The 22875-nt window shown below is 40.7% G+C and carries 20 protein-coding genes; 9 read left to right on the forward strand and 11 right to left on the reverse strand.

The window, feature by feature from the left end; all coding sequences use genetic code 11:
* Positions 1–20 precede the first annotated feature (20 nt).
* From PR683_RS00580 to PR683_RS00610, 7 genes are all read right to left on the reverse strand, one after another.
* Positions 21–1178, reverse strand: a complete 1158-nt coding sequence (locus tag PR683_RS00580) for a hypothetical protein (protein WP_196719745.1) — start codon at positions 1176–1178, stop codon at positions 21–23.
* Between the two features lie 142 nt (positions 1179–1320).
* Positions 1321–1989, reverse strand: coding sequence for an arginine ABC transporter permease ArtM (gene artM / locus PR683_RS00585; RefSeq protein ID WP_004909376.1), 669 nt, complete (start codon positions 1987–1989; stop codon positions 1321–1323).
* A complete protein-coding gene (gene artQ / locus PR683_RS00590) occupies positions 1986–2726 on the reverse strand; it encodes an arginine ABC transporter permease ArtQ (RefSeq protein WP_004909379.1) in 741 nt (246 codons plus the stop codon). Before artQ ends, artM begins: the two co-directional genes overlap by 4 nt.
* A gap of 12 nt (positions 2727–2738) precedes the next feature.
* Positions 2739–3482: an arginine ABC transporter substrate-binding protein gene (artJ, locus tag PR683_RS00595; protein WP_004256405.1), complete on the reverse strand. Its 744-nt coding sequence runs from the start codon at positions 3480–3482 to the stop codon at positions 2739–2741.
* Between the two features lie 18 nt (positions 3483–3500).
* Complete coding sequence (artP, locus tag PR683_RS00600; RefSeq protein ID WP_004256404.1) at positions 3501–4229, reverse strand: arginine ABC transporter ATP-binding protein ArtP; 729 nt, start codon at positions 4227–4229, stop codon at positions 3501–3503.
* A gap of 98 nt (positions 4230–4327) precedes the next feature.
* Complete coding sequence (locus PR683_RS00605; RefSeq protein WP_004909389.1) at positions 4328–5809, reverse strand: DUF2867 domain-containing protein; 1482 nt, start codon at positions 5807–5809, stop codon at positions 4328–4330.
* A gap of 51 nt (positions 5810–5860) precedes the next feature.
* The gene (locus tag PR683_RS00610; protein WP_117162158.1) at positions 5861–6760 is read right to left on the reverse strand and encodes a lysine exporter LysO family protein; all 900 of its coding nucleotides are present in this window, start codon (positions 6758–6760) and stop codon (positions 5861–5863) included.
* Between the two features lie 402 nt (positions 6761–7162).
* Between PR683_RS00610 and PR683_RS00615 the strand changes: the two genes are divergently transcribed.
* The 7 genes from PR683_RS00615 to PR683_RS00645 all read left to right on the forward strand — a co-directional run bounded on the left by PR683_RS00615 (position 7163) and on the right by PR683_RS00645 (position 16653).
* A complete protein-coding gene (locus PR683_RS00615; protein WP_109911018.1) occupies positions 7163–8827 on the forward strand; it encodes an ATP-dependent nuclease in 1665 nt (554 codons plus the stop codon).
* A 210-nt stretch (positions 8828–9037) separates the two neighbouring features.
* A complete protein-coding gene (gene macA, locus PR683_RS00620; protein ID WP_109911019.1) occupies positions 9038–10144 on the forward strand; it encodes a macrolide transporter subunit MacA in 1107 nt (368 codons plus the stop codon).
* A 2-nt stretch (positions 10145–10146) separates the two neighbouring features.
* A complete protein-coding gene (gene macB / locus PR683_RS00625; RefSeq protein ID WP_272581618.1) occupies positions 10147–12090 on the forward strand; it encodes a macrolide ABC transporter ATP-binding protein/permease MacB in 1944 nt (647 codons plus the stop codon).
* Positions 12091–12528: 438 nt separating this feature from the next.
* Entirely contained in the window at positions 12529–13875 is a 1347-nt protein-coding gene (locus PR683_RS00630; protein WP_196718694.1) for a purine-cytosine permease family protein, read from the forward strand.
* Between the two features lie 10 nt (positions 13876–13885).
* Complete coding sequence (locus PR683_RS00635; protein WP_109911021.1) at positions 13886–14719, forward strand: nitrilase-related carbon-nitrogen hydrolase; 834 nt, start codon at positions 13886–13888, stop codon at positions 14717–14719.
* Positions 14716–15468 (forward strand): IclR family transcriptional regulator, encoded by a 753-nt coding sequence (locus PR683_RS00640; protein ID WP_109911022.1) that lies wholly within the window; start codon positions 14716–14718, stop codon positions 15466–15468. The genes PR683_RS00635 and PR683_RS00640 overlap by 4 nt, the downstream gene beginning before the upstream one ends.
* A gap of 237 nt (positions 15469–15705) precedes the next feature.
* A complete protein-coding gene (locus PR683_RS00645; RefSeq protein WP_004909405.1) occupies positions 15706–16653 on the forward strand; it encodes a DUF1177 domain-containing protein in 948 nt (315 codons plus the stop codon).
* A gap of 77 nt (positions 16654–16730) precedes the next feature.
* Here PR683_RS00645 and cspD read toward each other — a convergent pair whose 3' ends face one another.
* Positions 16731–16976: a cold shock domain-containing protein CspD gene (cspD, locus tag PR683_RS00650; RefSeq protein ID WP_004909408.1), complete on the reverse strand. Its 246-nt coding sequence runs from the start codon at positions 16974–16976 to the stop codon at positions 16731–16733.
* 390 nt (positions 16977–17366) lie between these two features.
* On the opposite strand from cspD, the gene clpS reads away from it, so the two are divergent.
* Together clpS and clpA are read left to right on the forward strand one after the other, a co-directional pair.
* On the forward strand, positions 17367–17687 hold the full coding sequence (clpS, locus tag PR683_RS00655; RefSeq protein WP_004256357.1) for an ATP-dependent Clp protease adapter ClpS: 321 nt from the start codon (positions 17367–17369) through the stop codon (positions 17685–17687).
* Between the two features lie 31 nt (positions 17688–17718).
* Positions 17719–20001, forward strand: coding sequence for an ATP-dependent Clp protease ATP-binding subunit ClpA (clpA, locus tag PR683_RS00660; protein WP_109911024.1), 2283 nt, complete (start codon positions 17719–17721; stop codon positions 19999–20001).
* Positions 20002–20061: 60 nt separating this feature from the next.
* On the opposite strand, the gene infA is transcribed toward clpA, so the two are convergent.
* The 3 genes from infA to cydC form a co-directional block, all read right to left on the reverse strand.
* Positions 20062–20280 carry a translation initiation factor IF-1 gene (infA, locus tag PR683_RS00665; RefSeq protein WP_004244560.1) on the reverse strand — a complete coding sequence of 73 codons (219 nt, stop codon included), beginning with the start codon at positions 20278–20280 and terminating at the stop codon, positions 20062–20064.
* A 141-nt stretch (positions 20281–20421) separates the two neighbouring features.
* Positions 20422–21123 carry a leucyl/phenylalanyl-tRNA--protein transferase gene (aat, locus tag PR683_RS00670; protein ID WP_272581619.1) on the reverse strand — a complete coding sequence of 234 codons (702 nt, stop codon included), beginning with the start codon at positions 21121–21123 and terminating at the stop codon, positions 20422–20424.
* A gap of 7 nt (positions 21124–21130) precedes the next feature.
* Complete coding sequence (gene cydC / locus PR683_RS00675; protein WP_004909441.1) at positions 21131–22873, reverse strand: heme ABC transporter ATP-binding protein/permease CydC; 1743 nt, start codon at positions 22871–22873, stop codon at positions 21131–21133.
* Positions 22874–22875 lie beyond the last annotated feature (2 nt).

The raw sequence follows: 22875 nt of genomic DNA on the forward strand, positions 1-22875 counted from the left end.
ATATCATTTGGGTAATTAATTTAATTTTTTAGCAGGAATGAATCCATAGATAATACTCTAAACTTAAATTCATCTATGTGATTCGGTATAGGTTTATCACTATGATAGGAGAGCAAATATTTTAAGTTTTCAAAAAAATCATTTTCGTTATCATATTTTTTTATACCTCTGTTAGGGTCAAAAAACTTATATATATGATTGTTTTTATCGAATTTAATTGAAATTGCCATGCAATGACCATCATAAGAAATCAATGAATAGTAATCATTGTTAGATTTTAATTTATTCTCTATTTCAGCTTTTAGATTTTCAATAGTTGATTGGTTTTTATTTATTTGTAAGTTTGTATAGTCACAAATAGGTAGGCTTATATCATTGATTAACCCAAAATTTATATTTTTAGCAGTATTTTTATACATTTCTAGCTTAGATATAAACCCGAAAGCATTAGCTAGAAAAATTTTAATTTCTTCATCATCTAATGGCAAGTCAGATATTATTTTATTTTTTATTGTCTCATTCAATATTTCATGGCAATAGTAAATTTCTATTGAATCCTCTTTGTTTTTTCTAACTAAATTATAGTAAAAGGTAATCAAATCTATAATTTCATATTTATTATCTAAGTAACTTACATTTTTATTGACATGAGATATGTTTTTCTTTAGTAGATGGGTTATATCGTATAGATTTCTTATATTACGCCCCTTTTCCTTGTTTTCTAACGATATTAAGTTTTTATCAATTTTAATATCTGTATTTTTATTGATGAATGATGATTTATTCTTTTTTTTATCAATGAGTAATGAGTCTATTTTGTGTGCGATTTTATTGAAATCATATGCGCGTTCATAGCTAATCTGAATATTCAGGCCATTGACTATTTGTTTATTTAATAAACTTATTTCAACATCATTTTGTTTTTTATTTCTTAAACGATCACTTTGGGATTTTATAGATTTTAAAGCAGCTCCCATCGATTCAATTAATTTATCCCCTTCATTTTTGTTTTCATTAAGAAGGTATAGGTTTGATAGACCATGGCAAATCCCATTGCTAGCGTTAGAGGTGTTTCTGACTTGGGTGAGTTTTTTTCTTAGGGAGTCATTTTCTTTTTTATTAAAGTATGTAAGTAGTTTTTCTTGCTCAAAAGGAATATCAAATTGAATTTTTTTCATAATAAACTCATTAATCATATCTATTTAATTAGTTTAATTATTACATATTACAAATAAAGTACTCTTTAAAAATCCGATTGAGCGAATAAAAAAAGCTTGGCATAATACCAAGCTTTTTTTACTTGTCGGCGAGAAAGAAGGACTAGCCTCTGTGCTCAAATTCCAGCGCTTTGCGTTCAATTAAACGCATTAGAACGGTCAAAATTGCATTGACCACTAAATAAATAATTCCCGCAGCAACAAACGCCATCACATTCCAGCTTTGACCAAAGATCAGTTGGCTGTAACCCATAACATCTAGCATTGTAATCGTACTGGCAAGTGAAGTACTTTTGAAAATCAGGACAACTTCATTGGAATAAGACGATAACGAACGCTTAAAGGCATAAGGCAAAATAATACGCATGGTTTGCATTTTGCTCATCCCGAGGGCTTGGCACGATTGCCATTGGCCTGACGGAATAGCTTTAACTGCACCGTGGAATAACAAAGTAGAATACGCTGCACTATTTAGTGCCAATGCTATCATGGCGCATACCCAAGGGGTTGAGATAAACTCCCATAGCATTGGGTAATTCTGCAGTGATTTAAACTGGCTTGGACCATTATAAATTAAGAAGAACTGCACCAATAAAGGCGTACCAGTGAAAAGCGTGATATAGACTTTAACTGCTTGAGAAACCACGGGGGTTTTAAGTGAAAGAATTAAAGTAAATAATATCGCTAAGATAAAAGCTACAATAAGAGCACTAAATGTCAGTGATAAGCTGGTTGGTAGCCCGGGAAGAATATCTAAAATTAAATCCATCATTTTGATTCACCTCGCTCAAAGCGAGTCGTACGCAATTCAATACGTTTTAAAATAACTTGGCTGACTAACGTAATGGCAAGGTAAATCAACCCTACAATGGCGTACCATGTGAAAGGTTCGTGAGTTCTATTGACGATTGTTTTTGTTTGTAGCATTAAATCATTAACACTGATGAGTGAAACTAACGCAGTATCTTTTAATAATACAAGCCATTGGTTACCTAAGCCAGGAAGCGCATGGCGCCACATTTGCGGCATAATGAACCGAAAGAAAATAGTGCGTTTGTTTAAACCTAATGCAAAACCAGCTTCCCACTGACCATAAGGTACTGCTTTTAAAGCCCCTCTTAATGTTTGTGATGCATAAGATGCATACAACAAGGCGAGGGCAATGACACCACAGACAAATGGGGTGTAATCAAATTCACCGCTATCAGCAAAGAAAATGCTGGGGTCAATTTGGATAGTGGTTTGCCAAAAACCGAGGTTTATATCGAACCCATCACCAAACAAATTGATCAGTTGTAATGTACCGAAATAAACAAACAACACGACCAATAATTCAGGCAGACCGCGGATCAAAGTAACCCAGCAAGTCCCTAAAAAGGCAATAGGTTTAAAACGGACGGACTCCCACGCAGTAAATAACATGGCGAGGATCAGCCCCAAAACCAGTGCAGAAACAGCAAGGCCGACGGTGATACCGGCGGCACTTGTTAAAAATAGAAAGTTGCTCATTAATTATATCAATTACTGTTGAAACCATTTTTTGTGGATAGCATCATAAGTGCCGTCTGCTTTAACTTCAGCTAAGGCTTTATTCATTTTATCCAACAGCTCTTTATTTCCTTTACGCACTGCAATGCCTAAACCAATACCGAAATATTGTGGATCAGTCACTTTTTCACCTACAGCGGCTAAGTTTTCGTTACCTTTAGCTTTTAACCACTCGTCAGCAACTGCGGTATCACCGAAGACGGCATCGATACGGCCATTTTGCAGGTCTAAAATAGCAGATTGGTAGTTATCATAAGGAACGGTTGTCATACCTTTATGTTGTTCCATGATATATTTTTGGTGAGTGGTTCCGTTTTGAACACCAATTTTTTTATCTTTTAATTGGTCTACTGAGCTGATTTTTTCTTTCACAGCAATAAACTCTGCTGAGTTAGGGTAGTAAGTCTCAGTGAAATCCACTTGCTGTTGGCGCTCAGGGGTAATATCGATACCTGCCATTAATGCTTCAAAGCGACGGAATTTTAAGCTAGGGATTAAGCTGTCGAAAGATTGGTGAGTAAATGTGCAAGTTGCATTCATTTTTTCACACATGGCATTGGCTAAATCAACGTCAAAGCCAACGATTTGGTTATTCTTATCGAACATTTCAAAAGGTGCGTAAGTCGCTTCTGTTGCAAAACGGATGGTTTCTTTTTCCGCAGCAGTTGCAGATAGGGTTACAGCGCCCAGTAGTGCAGCTAATATAATTTTTTTCATTGCTTAATCCTATATCTATTAATGTGACAGATAATTTGCAAATGCTTCTGTTTGAGGTGCAGTGAAATGGCTTGCATCCCCTTGTTCTACTATATGGCCATTTTCCATATACACTACACGGCTAGCGGTTTTGCGAGCAATTTCCACTTCGTGAGTAACGATGACTTGCGTAATTCCAGTTGCAGATAGTTCTCGAATAATATCAACAACTTGCGCAGTAATTTCTGGGTCAAGTGCAGCGGTTGGTTCATCAAATAATAAAACTTTTGGTTCCATCATCAATGCTCTAGCAATCGCAACACGCTGTTGCTGGCCACCCGATAAATGTAAGGGGTAGCGATCAGCAAATTGAGACAACCGTAAGCGCTCTAATAACTTAGAGGCTTTTGCTTGCGCTTCTTGCTTGGACAATTTTAACACGCGACACGGTGCTTCAATTAAGTTGTCCATAACGCTCAAATGAGGCCATAGGTTATATTGTTGAAATACCATTCCCACATTTTGACGCAGCTCACGAATCGCTTTCGCATCTGGAGCAGAAGAAAAGTCAAATTGCTGACCCACAATATTTAAGTGGCCTGAACGTGGCATTTCTAATAAATTGAGGACACGCAACAACGAGCTTTTACCTGCTCCGCTTGGCCCGAGTAATACCATAGTCTCACCAGCAGAACACTCTAGATTGATATCAAAGAGTGCCTGATGGGAACCATAGAAACAGTTGATGTTTTTTAATTGAATGCTCATGTGTACCAATAATATCTTATTTCACTACCTGCGATATTAATCCTACGAGCATATTTATGCAATAATTTCTGCATAAAAATTTGGTTTTTACGCTAAATTTATTCTGATTTAACGGTCAGTTGCTCTGCTTGCTGTTGTTTAGCGAGTTGTTTATCCCGCTCATAAGCTAGCTCACTGATGCGTTTTGCCATGCCTTTAAAAATAAATAAATGTGCAGGCATCATGGCAAACCAATAGAGTAGACCGCAAAAGCCAGCAGGGTGCCACCATGCTCGAACATCGATTGAACGGCGGTTTCCGCTATCATGAATAGTAAAAGTTAGGCGGCCAAGTCCTGGTGCTTTCATACCAAATAACAAGCTAAGTTGTTTATTAGGCTCAAGATTAATCACGCGCCAGCCGTCAATCTCATCACCGAGTTGGAGCTGTTCACGATCGGGGCGGCCATATTTCACTTTATTCAACATCATATCATCCATGATGGCGCGGGTTTTCCACAGACCATTGGCATAGAAGTAGCCGTTTTTTCCGCCAATCTGTTGCACTGTATACCAGAGCGATTCTGAACTGGCCGTTGTTCCAAGGGTTGCTCCCGCTTGTTTTGGGTAATAGCCATAACCAGGACGCCAACGTTTTCTGACTTCTGGGTCATAACCCCAATCTGCGTTATCAACGGCATCGGCTTCTTCAGCTAAAGTGGTTCTAACAGCATCATCAAAAGAAATTAAGGTTTGTGGGATCAGTTCTCGTAACGCTTTATCATCTGCCGGGAGGTCGTGCTGCAAGCCTTGGATTAGCTCCTTAGCAATTGACGGTGGCACAGAGGTGATCAAACTGATGAAATGCACAGAGATCATACTGATGGGGATCGGAATGGGAATAAGTAAACGCCGTTTACCACTGACTTTAATAAAGCGTTTAAATAGTTCTTGGTAGCTAATAAACTCAGGGCCACCCGCATCGAAAATTCGGTTCTCGGTTGTTGGTATTTTTGCCAGTTGCGTTAAATAATACAAAATATTCGACAGAGCGATAGGTGACGACTTAGAGCGAACCCAGCGTGGTGGCGTTAAAATCGCTAAGTTGTAGACCATATCGCGCATAATTTCGAATGCGGCAGAACCAGAGCCAACGATAATTGATGAACGAATTTCAGTAACCGGGACTTGGCTTTCACGTAAAATATCACCGGTTAAACGCCGTGCTATTAGGTGTGGTGAATAGGTATGCCCGTGTTGTAATGCGCTGAGATAGATAACATGTTTAACGCTTGAGCCTTCAAGGGCTTGTTGCACATTGCGAGCGGCTGCGCGCTCACGTTCGACTAAATTGGCTTGGTCAGCCATGCTATGAACGAGGAAATAAACAATATCGATGCCTTCCATGACACCTTTTAATGTTTCGGGGTCGTGAAGATCCACATAAATGCATTGGGTATCTTGCCAGCCTTGAGATAGCATCCAATCAACACGGCGAGCACCTGCTGTTACGTCATATCCTTGCTCAATGAGTTTAGGGATCAAATTCTGACCAATATAGCCACTAGCGCCCAACACTAAAACACGTTGTTTATCTGTCATGTTAATTTCCTGTTTCACGCAAATTAACGGCTATTGTGACTGAAATTTTACCTATGTAAAGAAGGCCATAAGAATTGGCGTAATTAGACTAAGTACGAAGCCGTGAACTATGGCGGCAGGGACAATTGAAACTCCACCGCTGCGTTGTAAAACAGGTAATGTAAAATCCATTGATGTTGAACCGCAAATGCCAAGAGCCGTTGAGCGGTAACGGTTGATAATAATAGGAATGAGCATGATGGCAGCAAGTTCCCTTGCTAAGTCATTGAAAAAAGCCGCACTTCCCATGACTGGGCCATATGCATCGGTAAGTACGATGCCTGTTAATGAGTACCAGCCAAAGCCAGAAGCCAGCGCTAGCCCCATTTTCACCGGAAGATCGAGTAAAAATGCAGCTAACGCGCCACCAGCTAACGCACTGATTGCCATGACAAACGCGATGGTGGTACCACGGCGGTTGATTAAAATTTGCTTGATGCTCATGCCACTATTGCGTAGCTGGATACCGACAAGTAATAGCAATAGCATTAACGCCACTTGGCTACCTCTATCGGCATAGTGTAGAAAGTCAAAATGCGTCAAGCCAACGGCAAATCCGAGCAGTAGCACGCCGCATAACTGTAAGGATTCGAGAACCATTTTGATTCGTGAAGGTGGCTTTTCTTGTTTATGTTGCGGAATTCTCCATGGATCAAATCTATCGAGCAATAACAATGAGATTACATTCAATGAAAATATGCAACCAAAAAAGGTAACTGCATAAATTAAAATAGAAAATAAGTGAACGCTTAAGTTTTCAAGCAGTGCGAGGGTAATTCCCATTAAAAATAAAATAACATATACCATTGAATTCAGGGATTGATGAACTCGATGGAGAATACGTTTATTTTTAATTGGAATAAGATAACCGAGTGTTAACGGTAGAAGAATAATTAAGAGTCCTGAATACATGGCCGTTTCCTTAGAGGTTATCCCATCGACTAGGTTAATGTAAACAAAGGGTTATGCTTATCTTTTTTATTTAGGTTATCGAAGCATAAACCTGATTTAGCGCCCTGTGCTAAAAGAACTTATTGTTATAAAATTTTTTTATTGGCTAAAGAAAGAAAAATAGGTCAAAAACACTAAAAATGAAAGTTTTACTATTTTATAACACTGTAATTAGATGCTCAACACAGTTCGCTGTTTTGTTATAAGTATTTTTATTTTGCTTACATATTTATAGTAATAAAGGCGCTTAATCGGTAAGCTCTAAATAGTATCTTTTAGCCTGTTTCATTGACGGAATCACCCGGTATGTAATGAAAACTAATAATATTGAGGGTGAATTAAAAATCTTCCAAGGAGAGTAATATGTACCTGGAACGTGTGGAAATATACGGATTTAGAGGAATTAACCGGCTTTCTTTAGAACTGAATAATAGTACGGTTTTAGTCGGTGAGAATTCTTGGGGAAAATCAAGTTTACTGGACGCACTTGACCTTCTTCTTTCCCCTGAGCATACAGATTACCAATTCAGCCTTCATGACTTTCATCACCCAGCAGGGAACGATGAATCGCGTTACCGCTCATTACAGATTGTTCTAAAATTTTGTGAACGCCGAAAAGGACGTCATCAATCATATCGTTTTCATAATCTTAACTCTGTTTGGGTCGATAACGGAGATGGCCTTAAACATATTTTCTATCGTGTTAGTGCAGAGCTGAGAGATGATGACACGATTGTTGTAGATAAAAACTTTTTGAACTCAGGTGGTAATAAACTTTCTTTGGATAATGTAGGTAAATACATTAAAGAAATTATTAGATTGTATCCGGTTATTCGCCTGCGAGATGCCCGCTTTTTGCATACACTTAACACTGAAACTATTGTTACAGGCCAAAAAGATTTACGTGATTTGTTCAACGTCCGCATTAAAGAATTAACCCATGCATTGGTTAATAATCCTGAATGTTTAAGTGATGAGGACCTTGGTGATGGTATTGATGCAATGCAACAGCTGCTCAGTCATTATTTTTCAGGGCAGAGCGCACATCTTATAAAACTGGATAACTCAATTGTCAATATAGAACCGCGCAAGCGCGGGTGGAAAGCACTTGATAATATTAGCCGTTTAATCGCAAAACCAAACCAACGCAATATTCGATTAATTATCTTAGGAATGTTTTCTTCGTTATTACAATCAAAAGGTAATATTCAGTTAGATAAACATGCACGGCCATTGATTATCGTTGAAGATCCAGAAACGCGCTTACACCCGATTATGCTCTCCATCGCATGGGGGTTATTTAGCCTATTTTCTCTACAGCGGATTACCACGACGAACTCAGGGGAGTTGCTTTCATTAGCACCTCTGGAAGATTTGTGTCGTTTGGTGCGCAATACCAATAAAGTTTCAGCTTATCGATTGAGTGAAAATGATTTAAGTGCTGAAGAATTACGTAAAATTTCTTTCCATATTCGCTTTAATCGTCCATCAGCGCTGTTTGCTCGCTGCTGGTTATTAGTGGAAGGGGAAACGGAAATTTGGTTGATGAATGAATTTTCGCGCCAGTGTAACTATTACTTTGAAACTGAAGGAATAAAAGTTATTGCATTTGCACAAAGTGGTTTGAAACCATTGCTGAAGTTTGCCAATAAAATGGGTATTGAATGGCATGTTTTAACCGATGGTGATGAGGCGGGGCGCAAGTATGCAGCAACAGCGACTCATTATGCCAACAAAATTAACTCTTCAGATAGAGATAGGTTAACGATGCTCCCCGCACCAGATATGGAACATTTCCTATATCGTGAAGGGTTTAGAAGCCTTTATCATGAAATTGCGGATATTCCAGATAATGCGAAGGTTTCAACCAGACGTGTAATTATTAAGGCGATTTCTCGTACATCGAAACCAGATTTAGCGCTAGCTACTGTAAATAGAGCCGCAGAATTAGGGCCAGACAGCATTCCGCTGCAATTGAAAAGTATGTTTTCTCGCGTGGCATGGTTGGCAAGGGGGAAAGCAAATTAATCGTGATATCGAGAAATATTACTTGTTGTTGATTGATTATTAAGAAATGGTTCTTTCAGGTTTATCACATGTTGAATCAATTGATAACTTAAGTGATATATAATTTGATCATTAGTTTTTAGCTGACAACTAATTGGAACCTCCTTTTTACACGTTGTCAGCGATCTTAGAGGGCAAAGCCCTCTTTTTGTTCATAGGAAGCAAGTAAACATGAAGGCAAAGCCTAAGAAAAAGTGGCCGATTTATTTGGCAATCATTATTGTTGCCCTAATCACCGCTGGGTTTCTTTTTAATCGTGAGGAAGCCGAGGTTTTTCAAACCGTAGATGTCACTCGAGGCAATTTAGATAAACAAGTACTGGCAACGGGGAAACTTGATGCCGTACGTAAAGTCGATGTGGGCGCTCAGGTGAGTGGGCAGCTGCAAACGCTGTATGTCAAAGAGGGTGATTATGTTAAAAAAGGTGACTTATTAGCGGTTATTGACCCGAAAAAAGCTCAAAATGATGTTATTGAGTCTGAGGCAACAACACGTGAGCTCGAAGCCAATTTATCATTAGCTCAAGCCGAGCTGCGTCTTGCCCAAGTGACTTATCAGCGTCATTTAAGCCTAGCAAAACAGCAAGCAGTTTCTCAACAAGAACTTGATAAAGCTAAAACCGATGTGGAAGTAAAAAAAGCGCAAGTCGCCACTTATCAAGCTCAAATTAAGCGTAACCAAGCCACTCTAGATTCGGCAAAAACAAATCTAAAATATACGCAAATTACGGCACCAATGGATGGTATTGTCACCTTTATTAAAACACTACAGGGACAGACGGTTATTGCTGCCCAAGAAGCACCAACAATTTTAACGCTTGCGGATTTGGACACGATGCTAGTGAAAGCCGAAGTTTCTGAAGCCGACGTAATTTATTTGGAACCCGGTCAAGATGCTTCTTTCACTGTTCTAGGGGCTCCAGATAAAAAATTTGCTGGGCAATTAAAGGATATTTTGCCAACTCCTGAAAAAATTAATGATGCCATTTTCTATTATGCGCGTTTTGAGGTGCCTAACCCGCAACATTTGTTGAAATTACAAATGACCGCTCAGGTTACGATTGAATTAGATTCACGTAAGAATGTGCTATTGCTACCACTATCTGCATTAGGTAATGAAATTTCACCACAAACCTATGAAGTGGATATTCTGCAAGGCAATAAAGTCGAGAAAAAACAAGTTGAAATTGGTGGTCGAAACGATGTGTATGTGGAAATTACCAAAGGCCTAAATGAAGGTGACAAAGTGGTCATTGGGCACAACGAGGCGGAATACTAACTATGGCTGCGTTAATTGATCTTCAAGGGATCACTCGCCGCTATGGGGAAGGTGAAAACCAAGTTACGGTCTTAAAAAATGTCTCACTGCAAATTAATGCAGGTGAGATGGTAGCGATTATAGGTGCTTCTGGTTCAGGTAAATCCACACTCATGAATATTATTGGGTGCTTAGATAAACCAACAGAAGGGAATTACTGTATTGATGGCCAAAGTGTTGCAACATTAGATAACGACCAATTGGCAGAATTGCGTCGAGAACATTTCGGTTTTATTTTTCAACGCTACCATTTATTAAGCCATTTAAGTGCGGAGCAAAATGTTGAGGTACCTGCGGTATATGCAGGAGCGGGTAAAAACCAACGTCGTGAACGAGCCGCCCAACTATTACAGCGTTTAGGGCTTGGAGAGCGAATTGAATATCGTCCAAGTCAGTTGTCTGGCGGGCAACAACAGCGCGTGAGTATTGCTCGCGCCCTAATGAATGGCGGGCAGATAATTCTTGCGGATGAGCCAACAGGAGCGCTGGATAGCCATTCGGGGGAAGAGGTCATGAGTATTTTAAAAGGCCTTTGTGCCCAAGGGCATACAGTGATTATTGTTACTCATGATCCCGAAATTGCTCAGCAAGCGGAACGTATCGTAGAAATTAAAGATGGCGAAATTTTGAAAGATTCGGGGAGTAAAGCCTCGATACGTGCAAATTCATTACCAAAAGCCCCCGCAAGGAAACTCACATTAAATCAAATGCATGGCCGATTTAGTGAGGCATTACTGATGGCTTGGCGTGCCATGGTTGTCAATAAAATGCGCACGCTGCTAACGATGCTTGGGATTATTATTGGTATTGCCTCTGTGGTTTCAATTATGGTGATTGGCGATGCGGCGCAGGGCATGGTACTCAATGATATTAAATCGATCGGAACCAATACCATTTCTATCTATCCCGGGAAAGATTTCGGGAGTGACGATGCAGAAAATAGGCAATCATTAAAATCTTTGGATATTGACGCGATTGCTAAGCAGCCTTATGTCCACGCTGTCTCTGGAGAGTTGAACAGCTCAACTCGGTTAAGGAAAGGCAATTTAGATGCATCAGCTCAACTTTCAGGTGTTGGGCGTGATTATTTTAATGTTTATGCTTGGAAGTTCTCAGAAGGAATGGGGTTTACTCAAGATATGGCGGACAGACGAGCTCAAGTGGTGGTCATTGATGCTAACACCAAGCGCCGCTTTTTTCCTAAGCAAGAGCATGTTATTGGCGAAACTTTACTTATTGGTAATATGCCAGCAACGGTCATCGGTGTACTTGAAGAAAAAAAATCGGCTTTTGGTTCGAATAAGTCATTATCCATTTGGTTACCAGACACCACGGTAAATAGTAAAGTGCTTAACCGGCCATACTACGACAGTATCACTGTGCGGGTTAAAGAGGGCTATGATGCTAAAACAGCGGAGCAGCAACTAATCCGCTTATTGACATTGCGTCATGGTAAGAAAGATATTTTTACCTATAACCTAGATACCTTTATTAAAACGGCGGAGAAAACAACCCAAACTATGCAGTTATTCCTCACACTAGTGGCTGTCATTTCATTAGTAGTCGGGGGTATTGGTGTGATGAATATTATGCTGGTTTCTGTGACAGAAAGGACACGAGAAATTGGTATTCGTATGGCGGTAGGGGCTAGAACCAGCGATGTGATGCAGCAATTTCTCATCGAAGCCGTACTGGTATGTTTAATGGGCGGCCTGATGGGAATCGGCTTATCGTATGGAATTAGTTTATTGGCTCAAATGGCGCTACCGGGCTGGACTTTTTCTTTTGATCCTGTGGCGTTAATCAGTGCCTTTGTTTGTTCAACAGCCATTGGTATTATTTTTGGCTTTTTACCTGCGCGAAATGCGGCTCGCTTAAACCCAATTGACGCATTAGCGAGGGAATAGTTTATAGCTTAATCATTTATAACCTAATCATTTATAACCTAATCATTTATAACCTAAATAATTACTGTGTATCTTCTGCATCACAGGGTTTGGTGCAGAAGATATATAGAAGGCATTAAATGCTAACGTGAAAGAGATATCTGCTCAAGAATAGTCTCATTTATTGGAACCGAGTTCCTCAAATAAATTCTGCTAATTAAATGCGTTATTTTTAACTCCTTCATTTCCTGATAATATTTTTTTCAATCTATATATTCCCTCGTTTCTCAAAATATTTCATAATAAAAAACTATCTGAAAAGATAAATTCTGCTTGCGAATTGGTATCGATCATGGATATCATTTGCCTTGTAGAATAAATGAAACCTAGTTCCATATAATGGAACTTATAATAAAGCCAGTAAAAACTAAGCAAAGACAACCACACAGCAGGTGCGATATGGCGAATAAAGCAGGTGAAGATTATTCTTTGGCTCGAGTACCCCAAAGTGCTCGTAGACCGTTCTATGAAGTGTTAATTCTACGAATTGGTGCGCTAGCTTGTGTTTCACAAGTGATGTTAGGTGCAGCTCTTGGGTATGGGTTAACTTTTTGGCAGGCGTTTTGGGCAACAATGCTTGGCTCTGTAATTTTACAGGTTGTCAGCTGGGGGCTTGGAGCGGCTGCGTGCCGTGAAGGAATGTCGATCAGCCTACTGTCTCGGTGGGCGGGTTTTGGTAAGTTAGGCTCAGCTCTCATTGGTGGCGCGATTGCTATCTCCTTAATGGGCTGGTTTGGCGTCCAAAATGGTTTCTTTGCGGATGGAATGTATAAAGCGACTAATGTGCTAACACCAGGGACTTGGTCACTTATTACAGGTATTGCGGTGACGGTTATAACAGTATATGGGTATCGATTTTTATCTATTACTGCCAATATCTCAACGCCGCTATTTTTATTCGCGTTAGGCTGGGCGACATATAATTTATTATCAGGTCAAGATATTGGTACACTTATCAATGACACTGAACCCGCCGGGCCATTAATGACTATGCCTGCGGCCATCACAATGGTTGCTGGTGGTTTTATTATTGCAGCAGTAACAACACCCGATATCAGCCGCTTTATGAAAGGGCCTAAAGATGTGTTTTGGATGACTCTCATCGGCACATTTTTTGGTGAGCTACTGGTCAATATGATAGCGGTACTAATGGCATTATCATTACGTACAAGCCAAGTATTTGATTTAATGATGGCACTGACTGGCCTATTAGGTGCATCGATTGTTATCTTCTCGACAATAAAAATGAATGACATCAATCTGTATTCGTCATCTTTAGGTTTTTCAACACTGCTAAATGCCATCTTCAATAAGCGCTTTGACCGCCGCTATTTAACGTGGGTGATTGGTATCTTCGGCACAATTGCTTCAATGTTAGGGATCTTAGATAACTTTATTGGTTTCTTAATTTACTTAGGAATAGCCATCCCGCCTGTCGCAGGGATTATGGTTGTTGACTATTATTTATTGAAGCGTGATCGCAAAGAATTAGATATCACTCGAGAGCAAGGCATATTACCACCAAGCTGTGAAGCATATAACCCTGTTACCTTAGTTGTGTGGGTGATTGCCGTAGTTGTTGGATGGGGAACTTCGGAATTAGGTCCATTGCACGCTGACTATGGTATCCCTGCGCTTAACTCTTTGATTACTGGTGCAGTAGCCTATTGGATAGGCATGCGTTGGCAGGCGAAAGCGAAAGGTGTTGAAACGGTACACTTTCGCAAAGTCTCTCATTTAGATTAAGGATTAAACAATGTCAGGTACAAAAGTTAAAGTTGCTCTGGCTCAGTTTGATTCAGAACTAGGCAATAAAACCAATAACTTGCAACGAATGGCACAGTTGTGCCAACAAGCCGCGGATTCAGGAGCAAAATTGATCTGTTTTCCTGAACTGGCGACAACAGGTTACCGTGGCGACTTACTGACCACTAAGTTGTGGGATTTAAGTGATTCTATCGGAAGTGAAACTTATACGCTATTTAGCGAGCTTGCTACTCGTCTAAATATCACTATTGTGAGCGGTTTTGTTGAGCGCGGTGAATATTTAGGCGATATATATAACTCTGTCGGTGTTTGGAACCCTGGATGTGAGGGGATCAGTGGTGTTTTTCGTAAAGTTCATGCTTTTGGGCTAGAAAAACAGTGGTTTGGACGCGGTGATAGTTTCCCTGTGTTTGAAACACCGATTGGTAAAATCGGTATCATGATTTGTTATGACATGGGCTTTCCCGAAGTCGCACGAATTTTAACATTACAAGGTGCCGAATTGTTATTAGCTCCTTCAGCTTGGTGTGTTCAAGACCGAGATGTTTGGGATATTAACAGTGCATGTCGTGCATTAGAAAATGGAACTCACTTACTTGCAGTGAACCGTTGGGGTCATGAAGAAGATTTGCATTTATTTGGTGGTAGTAAGGTTTTAGGTCCTCGCGGCCAAGTACTTTGTGAAGCCAGCTGTGAGGGTGAGGCGCTATTAATTGGTGAGGTTGATTTTTTAAACCAAGCCCATACCCGCTTAAAAGTGCCTTATCTGAGAGATAGAAAGCCACAAAGCTACAGTGTATTAACCCAAGGTTTAGGGTCATGAGTATTTTATCTAGCGTTGTTGACGTTTACCAACTGTTCCTGCGTTCTGGAAATGAGCTGACTGTGACAACGTTGGTTAATGAATTAGGTATGCCTAAAAGCTCGGCTTCCCGCCTTTTAAAGCAAATGGCAGAGCTTGGGTTGCTAGAAAAGAAAAACAATGCACCGATATATCGGCCAGGTTTGCTGATTATGGAATTAGCGCATCGAGCTAGGGGAATGAATCCGTTAATCGATATGATGCTTGAAGCGCTTGATGAACTTGCGAAAGATAGCGGTTTTACCAGTTATGTGTCAGCACTTGACGATGATATGGTTCGTGTCGTTCATGCACGCTTTGGCAATAGCATGTTGCAAGTGATTACTCAACCGGGGACACGTTTACCTATACTGGGAACGTCAACGGGGCGTGCATTATTAGCAAGGTTACCGCTAAATGAGCGGTCAAAAATTATTGACCGTGAACCCAAAGAAGAGCGCGGTAAATTAGTTGAGCGTTTGGATTTAGTGGCTGAGCGCGGCTGGGAATTTTCGATGGATGAATCCGTTGCTGGAGTCGCTTCCATATCTAGCACGGTGTTCGACCCAGCGCAAAATACGTTATATGCCTTGTGTTTAAGTTTGCCTGCGACGCAAATGAATGATGAGGTTATGGCGCTGTTATCCAAGAGTCTTTGCCATAAAGCCGCTTATCTTGGTTGTATGGTGGGTGACCCATATTGGTTGCAAAAAAGCATAAATAAGTCATGAACTTATTTCGTGTCATAAAAGCAATCAGTAGTAAGAAGTAGGTAGTAGAAGTAATCAGTAAATTATAAATATTTATATTGTTAGTATTTTAAGTGCGTGAATACGCCTTCATCAGGAAAAGTGGAACCTCAATTACGTGAGGCTCCATCTAGAGCGAAATGAGGTTAACTCGCTATTTTATGCAAGTTAACCTCAAAGTAGCTCTTCACTCCCATAAAAAAAATTAAAGGAAGTACAATGAGTCTAAAACAAACTCTTTGCCTATATGAGCTAATCGATTGCGCTAGTGTTAAAGGTGAAGACATTGTTGCATTGTTCCAAGATTTCCCACACATTGAAGTCATGTCTAAAACGGTTAAGGATAACAAAGGGCAAAGCGATTTTGTTCGTATTCTTATTCCAGGAACACAAGGTAAATCACACCATAAAGATGCGCCAACGCTGGGGATCATCGGGCGGTTAGGCGGAATTGGTGCTAGGCCTTCTCGAATTGGTGTTGTCTCTGATGCAGACGGTGCGATTGCCGCACTTGCAGCAGCGCTTAAACTGGCACAAATGCATGAAAAGGGCGATCGGCTACTCGGCGATGTCGTGATCACGACACATATTTGCCCCAATGCGCCAACACGTCCGCATACACCTGTTGATTTCATGGACTCCCCCCTTGAAGATGCCACGATGAATCAACATGAAGCTATCCCTGAAGCGGATGCTATTTTGTCTGTAGATACCACAAAGGGAAATCGTTTACTCAATCATAAAGGGTATGCGCTGTCTCCAACGGTAAAAAATGGCTATATTTTACCTGTATCAGAGGATTTAATCCGTTTGATGGAGTGGAGCAGTGGCCAAAAAGCGGTGACATTCCCGTTGTCAATTCAAGATATCACGCCATATGGTAATGGCCTGCATCATATCAACAGTATATTACAACCTGCAGTATCTACATCTGCGCCTGTGGTTGGCGTCGCTATCTGCTCAGAAACGGTGGTGCCTGGTTGTTCTACAGGGGCTAGCCATGAGGTTGACATTGCAGCGACAGTGAAATTTATGATAGAAGTGGCTAAAGCATTCACAGGAAAGCAATGTGCGTTTTATGATGTTGAACAGTATGATTTATTAACGTCACTATATGGTGATATGTCGCACCTGCAAACCGCGGGCAATGGTGCAGTAAAGAAGTGATTAATTGATAAATAGTCACAGTTAATTATTAGTGTTGTCAGTATTACTAAAATAATTAACTGTGCTCTATTGCTGAGCTATTGATTTAATTCGGTAATGTTGTCTGGGACATCCTCAGTGTTAATAGGAACAATGAGGTCTGCATGATTACCTTTTGGGCCAATAGTCACACTAAATTGAACTTTCTGGCCAGCTTTTAGTGTCCTGTAACCGTCCATTTGAATACAGGAATAATGAGCAAAAATATCTTCTCCGCCATCAGCCGGGCAAATAAAACCAAAGCCTTTTGCGTTATTGAACCACTTAACGATACCCGTCTCCATATTTCATCCTTCAGATTTACCAATATTTGCGTTTAAAGCAATGTATAAAAAACACACAAAATAAGTATAAGTACGATGTTATTTGTTCGTAAAATATACTGTAATAAATTGCCTTCTAAGGTCAAGAGGCGAGGTACAGGAATTAGTGGAAAGTGTTAAGAATTCGCTAATCAATAGCGCTCATTTTCTATAATATTTGATGTGGCTCACAGATTGCTAACCATGGAAGCAAAGGTGATTCCCATGGTACACTGTGACTTGAAGCAATATAAACAAAAACAGCATGGTTACGAAATGGTATAGTTTTGTGGTGTTATCAATATGATTGATAGAAATCGTTGATAATAAAGACTATGCTTAAATTGAAGTTAAACACTGAGCAAGAAAGTAATGAGTGATTTTCTGGGCACATTTAAAACTGATGTCATTTTTAAAGATGAAATAGAACAAACCTTACAGCCACCTTCGATGTATAAGGTGCTATTAAATAATGACGATTACACTCCGATGGATTTTGTTGTCGAAGTGTTACAAAAATACTTTTCTTTTGATGAAGAACGCGCTACACAGATAATGTTAGATGTCCATATTCAAGGAAAGGGAGTTTGTGGAATTTTTACTGCAGAGGTTGCTGAAACAAAAGCGGCACAAGTCAATACTTTTGCTCGTGAACATGAGTACCCTTTGCTTTGCACTATAGAGAAAGTCTAATTTGGCTTAATATCAATTTTGGGAGGTGCTTATGCTCAATCAAGAACTGGAGCTTAGTTTAAACGTAGCTTTTACGAAAGCGAAAGACAGCCGCCATGAGTTTATGACTGTAGAGCACCTATTGCTAGCGCTACTGAGTAATATCTCTGCTCGCGAAGCTTTAGATGCTTGTAAGGTTGATCTTGTTGCATTACGTCAAGAACTTGAACACTTCATCGCGCAAACGACACCTTTGTTACCCGAAAATGATAGCAGAGACACCCAGCCTACGTTGAGTTTTCAGCGTGTATTACAGCGCGCCGTTTTTCATGTGCAATCATCTGGGCGTAACGAAGTTAGCGGCGCAAATGTATTAGTCGCAATTTTTAGTGAGCAAGAATCCCAAGCTGCGTACTTATTACGTAAACATGATGTTAGCCGTTTAGATGTGGTTAATTATATATCCCATGGCACGATAAAAGGCGAAGAGTCGCCATCAGAACAAGATATCCCCTCTAATAGCATGCAAAATGAAGAGCAGCCGGTCCCAGAAGACCATATGGACAACTTTACGACCAACTTGAACCAGCAGGCCAAGAAAGGGAATATCGACCCTCTAGTTGGACGTCAGGCTGAATTAGAGCGTACCATTCAAGTACTGTGTCGCCGTCGTAAAAATAACCCACTATTAGTTGGCGAGTCAGGTGTCGGTAAAACCGCGATTGCGGAAGGGCTAGCATGGCGTATTGAGCAAGATGATGTTCCTGACGTAATGAAAGGCTGCACAATTTATTCATTAGATATTGGCTCATTACTGGCGGGAACTAAATACCGTGGTGACTTTGAGAAACGCTTCAAAGCATTATTAAAAATGCTGGAAAAAGATCCGAAGAGTATTTTATTTATCGATGAAATACACACTATCATCGGTGCAGGGGCGGCCTCTGGTGGGCAAGTTGACGCGGCAAATTTAATTAAACCGTTGCTATCCAGTGGCCGAATTCGTGTTATTGGTTCTACAACATATCAAGAATTTGGCAGTATTTTTGAGAAAGACAGAGCATTGGCGCGTCGTTTCCAGAAAATTGATATTGTGGAACCAACTCCAGAAGAAACAATTCGCATCATCAATGGGTTAAAGCCTAAATATGAAGCGCATCATGATGTTCGGTATACCGCAAAGGCAATTCAAGCCGCGGTGGATTTATCTATTAAATATATCACTGATAGACATTTGCCTGATAAAGCCATTGATGTGATCGATGAAGCTGGTGCCCGAACGCGATTGGTTGCACCAAGTAAGCGTAAAAAAACCATTGGTGTACCCGAAATTGAAACTGTTGTGGCGCGTATCGCCCGCATTCCTGAAAAAACCGTTTCTTCAAGTGATAAAGACAAACTCAAGACACTCGACTCTCGTTTGAAAATGTTAGTGTTTGGGCAAGACAAAGCGATAGATTCGTTGTCTGAGGCAATTAAAATGAATCGGGCAGGTTTAGGGTTAGAAAATAAACCGGTGGGTTCTTTCTTGTTTGCAGGTCCGACGGGGGTGGGTAAAACGGAGGTCACTGTTCAGTTAGCCAAAGCGCTGGATATTAAATTATTACGTTTTGATATGTCCGAGTATATGGAGCGTCATACTGTTAGTCGTTTAATTGGGGCTCCTCCTGGCTATGTCGGCTTTGATCAAGGCGGTTTACTGACTGATGCAGTTATTAAACATCCTCACTCAGTGGTGCTGTTAGATGAAATCGAAAAAGCCCATCCTGATGTGTTTAATATCCTCTTACAGGTAATGGACCACGGTACTTTAACGGATAACAACGGGCGTAAAGCAGATTTTCGAAATGTTGTTGTGGTAATGACAACCAACGCAGGGGTACAAGAAACTCAGCGTCGTTCTATTGGTTTTGCTGAGCAAGATAATAGTACTGATGCGATGTCAGAAATCAAAAAGGCATTCTCACCAGAGTTTCGCAACCGCCTTGATGGTATCATTTGGTTTAACTCATTAACTCCGGAAATTATTACGCAAGTTGTTGATAAGTTCATTGTGGAATTACAAGTTCAACTTGATGAGAAAGGCGTATCAATTGAAGTTAGCGCGGCGGCTCGCCGTTGGTTATGTGAAAAAGGTTATGATAAAGCGATGGGTGCCCGACCTATGGCTCGCACCATTCAGGATAACCTGAAAAAACCATTAGCAAACGAGTTGCTATTTGGTTCACTAACGAATGGTGGCTCTGTAAGTATCGGGCTTGATGAAAAAAGTAACACACTGACATACAGCTTCAGTAGCGTGCACAAGGCCTCTCCGGAGGATGCGGTATTCTGACGAATAGACCACAGGTGTATCAATGCACCTGTGGTTGTCAGGCCTTGCCTGAAGCGAATATCAACGGCTACGGAAAATGATTCGGCCTTTGCTCAGGTCATAAGGTGTTAACTCTACAGTTACCTTGTCGCCTGTCAGGATGCGGATATAGTTTTTACGCATTTTTCCAGAAATATGAGCAGTCACCACGTGACCGTTTTCCAGTTCAACACGGAACATTGTGTTTGGCAGGGTATCTAAAACTGTGCCCTGCATTTCAATATTGTCTTCTTTGGCCATCTAATCCTCTAAGTTTAATAACCGTGATTTTTAACGGGCAAGATAATGCCCAAAAACCCGCACTAAGTAAAGAAGTGTCGCATTTTAACGCGATCTTTATTTTTAAGTGAAGGAATAAAATTAATGTAAAACCAAAATTCATTAATCGAAAATTGGCGGTATTTCAATCGATTGCGGTATCCAGCAGGCGGGGTCAATCGCTTTGTCACGCCACCGATAAAGAATATGTAAAAAATCCCTACGGGATATCTCTTTTGCGCCCATTGAGGCGGTATGGTGGTTAAGTACCTGACAATCAAAAAGTTGCCCATTATAGCGCAAAAAATGAAAATAGAACGTAATAAAAGCAAATTTGGATGCATCATTCATTCTACTGAACATAGATTCCCCACAAAATAGGTGCCCCATGCTCACACCATACAGGCCTCCAACGAGTTTATCGCCATACCAAGCTTCAATGGAATGAGCCATTCCTGCTTGGTGTAATGCCAAATACCCAGCTTGAACTTCGGGTAAAATCCATGTGCCTTCTTGGCGTACAGAACAAGCTTCAATAACTTGCTTGAATGCATGGTTAACGGTAATGCGATAAGTCTGCTTTTTTAATACTTTTTTCATTGACCGGCTAATATGAAGCTCACCAACCATGAGTACTGCTCTAGGGTCCGGAGACCACCATAAAGGCATCTCTCCAGGATTAAACCAAGGAAAGATACCATCATAATAAGCGGCTTGCAGCCTTTTTGATGAAAGATCTCCGCCAATCGCTAATAAACCATTGGGCTCCCGCATGGCTTCAGACACGGGAGGGAATAAATAGGAGTCGTCATCTAATTGATACATATACGCCTCAGAGCGGTTGCTGTGCCCAGTGGCGCTGGCGGAACTGATAATACTGGCCTTGCATGCCTAACAGCGCTTGATGAGTACCTTGTTCGATGATTTTACCATTATCCATCACACAAATGTTATCCATTTCCTCTAAGCCCTGCATGCGGTGAGTAATGACAATTAATGTTTTATCAGCACATTTTTCTTTGAGTAGTGCTAAAATCTGTTGTTCTGTATGCGCATCAAGCCCTTCCGTTGGCTCATCCATTAGAATTAATGGGGTATTATGTAACAAAGCACGGGCAATGCCTAAGCGGCGCTGTTCCCCACCTGAAAGCTGTCGACCGCCTTCTCCCATCCATGCATTAAGCTTTAATTCGTTTTCTAATAAATTGCCCAAGCCAACTTGTTGCAATACTTCATTTAATTCGATATCAGTCGCTTGTTCATTGGCGAGTAATAGATTATTGCGTAATGTATCACTAAAGACATGAACCCGTTGTGGCACAACAGACATCATATTGCGTAACGATTTTTCGCTAAATTCGTTAATAGGCGTGCCATTTAAGTAGATGGTTCCGCTATCAACATCCCAAGCACGAGTTAATAATTGAAGGAGTGTTGATTTACCGCAGCCAGTTTTACCTAATAAAGCAAGGTGTTGGCCTTTATTTAACGTTAAAGATACATTGTGAAGAACGGCAAATGGCTGCTCTGGATAGGTAAATGAAATATTGTCGACAGTCAGGCTTTCCAATGTTGCGATTGAAGGGCTTTCACTTGGGAAAGTTACCTCCGGTTTCGCGGTCATTAATTGGGAAACGCGAGTAGCAGACGCAATCACCTGCCCCATATGTTGAAAAGCTACCGCAACTGGTCCTAGTGCTTCGAAAGCAGCCAGCGCACAGAAAACAAACAAAGCAATGAGAGCCCCCGGTTTAGTATCCCCGCCCACATGGTCGGCAGCCATCCAAAGAAGTAGTGTCGCAGTCACACCAGAGGCAAATAAAATAATGGCTTGAGATAGCCCGGTAAGTGCCGCTTGCTGTTGTTGGCGTATTTGCCATTTGTTTTCAATATTAAGCAAGTTTTGGCGAAAACGGTCAGTGGCACCAAACAATGTTAGCTCAGCTTGCCCTTGCAGTGCAGAGGTTAAAATAGTGCGATAACTTCCACGTAATTCGGTTAGTTCACGGCCGATGGGTTTGCCTGCACGATAAAATATAAATGGCATGGTAAACAGTAAAAACAGCATGATGCCACCCAGTGTCCACGCAAGACGAGGGTCGAGGTAACTTAAACCAAAAATAAGGACAAAGGTAACAAAAAATGCAGTAATGATCGGCGATAAAACACGTAAATAGAGGTGATCTAGAGTTTCTACGTCAGCGACGAGGCGATTGAGTAACTCCCCTTGACGGAAACGACTGATACCACCCGGTGAAAGGGGTAATACTTTACTAAAAGCAAAAACTCGCAAATGAGCAAGCACCTTAAAGGTGGCATCATGACTAACTAGACGTTCTCCATAGCGACCAGCGGTACGAAAAATAGCGGCGCCACGGACACCTGCTGCGGGTAACATGTAATTAAAATAGTAAAGACCCGGAAAACCAGCAATTGCGGTTCCGGCTAAAAACCAACCGGAAAGGGTAAGTAAACCAATACTCGCCAGTAAGGTCACAATCGCTAAGATGATACCTAATGTAATTAAAAACCAATGGCGGCGGTAAAGGGCTAAGAAAGGTAATAAAATTTTCATTA

The organism is Providencia sp. PROV269 (genome assembly GCF_028477785.1).
GTDB classification, from domain to species: Bacteria; Pseudomonadota; Gammaproteobacteria; order Enterobacterales; family Enterobacteriaceae; genus Providencia; species Providencia rettgeri.

Excerpts from the sequence above, each read along its gene's own strand:
- PR683_RS00580 (WP_196719745.1), bottom strand. The coding sequence starts at position 1,178 with ATGAAAAAAATTCAATTTGATATTCCTTTTGAGCAAGAAAAACTACTT.
- artM (WP_004909376.1), bottom strand. The coding sequence starts at position 1,989 with ATGATGGATTTAATTTTAGATATTCTTCCCGGGCTACCAACCAGCTTA.
- artQ (WP_004909379.1), bottom strand. The coding sequence starts at position 2,726 with ATGAGCAACTTTCTATTTTTAACAAGTGCCGCCGGTATCACCGTCGGC.
- artJ (WP_004256405.1), bottom strand. The coding sequence starts at position 3,482 with ATGAAAAAAATTATATTAGCTGCACTACTGGGCGCTGTAACCCTATCT.
- artP (WP_004256404.1), bottom strand. The coding sequence starts at position 4,229 with ATGAGCATTCAATTAAAAAACATCAACTGTTTCTATGGTTCCCATCAG.
- PR683_RS00605 (WP_004909389.1), bottom strand. The coding sequence starts at position 5,809 with ATGACAGATAAACAACGTGTTTTAGTGTTGGGCGCTAGTGGCTATATT.
- PR683_RS00610 (WP_117162158.1), bottom strand. The coding sequence starts at position 6,760 with ATGTATTCAGGACTCTTAATTATTCTTCTACCGTTAACACTCGGTTAT.
- PR683_RS00615 (WP_109911018.1), top strand. The coding sequence starts at position 7,163 with ATGTACCTGGAACGTGTGGAAATATACGGATTTAGAGGAATTAACCGG.
- macA (WP_109911019.1), top strand. The coding sequence starts at position 9,038 with ATGAAGGCAAAGCCTAAGAAAAAGTGGCCGATTTATTTGGCAATCATT.
- macB (WP_272581618.1), top strand. The coding sequence starts at position 10,147 with ATGGCTGCGTTAATTGATCTTCAAGGGATCACTCGCCGCTATGGGGAA.
- PR683_RS00630 (WP_196718694.1), top strand. The coding sequence starts at position 12,529 with ATGGCGAATAAAGCAGGTGAAGATTATTCTTTGGCTCGAGTACCCCAA.
- PR683_RS00635 (WP_109911021.1), top strand. The coding sequence starts at position 13,886 with ATGTCAGGTACAAAAGTTAAAGTTGCTCTGGCTCAGTTTGATTCAGAA.
- PR683_RS00640 (WP_109911022.1), top strand. The coding sequence starts at position 14,716 with ATGAGTATTTTATCTAGCGTTGTTGACGTTTACCAACTGTTCCTGCGT.
- PR683_RS00645 (WP_004909405.1), top strand. The coding sequence starts at position 15,706 with ATGAGTCTAAAACAAACTCTTTGCCTATATGAGCTAATCGATTGCGCT.
- cspD (WP_004909408.1), bottom strand. The coding sequence starts at position 16,976 with ATGGAGACGGGTATCGTTAAGTGGTTCAATAACGCAAAAGGCTTTGGT.
- clpS (WP_004256357.1), top strand. The coding sequence starts at position 17,367 with ATGAGTGATTTTCTGGGCACATTTAAAACTGATGTCATTTTTAAAGAT.
- clpA (WP_109911024.1), top strand. The coding sequence starts at position 17,719 with ATGCTCAATCAAGAACTGGAGCTTAGTTTAAACGTAGCTTTTACGAAA.
- infA (WP_004244560.1), bottom strand. The coding sequence starts at position 20,280 with ATGGCCAAAGAAGACAATATTGAAATGCAGGGCACAGTTTTAGATACC.
- aat (WP_272581619.1), bottom strand. The coding sequence starts at position 21,123 with ATGTATCAATTAGATGACGACTCCTATTTATTCCCTCCCGTGTCTGAA.
- cydC (WP_004909441.1), bottom strand. The coding sequence starts at position 22,873 with ATGAAAATTTTATTACCTTTCTTAGCCCTTTACCGCCGCCATTGGTTT.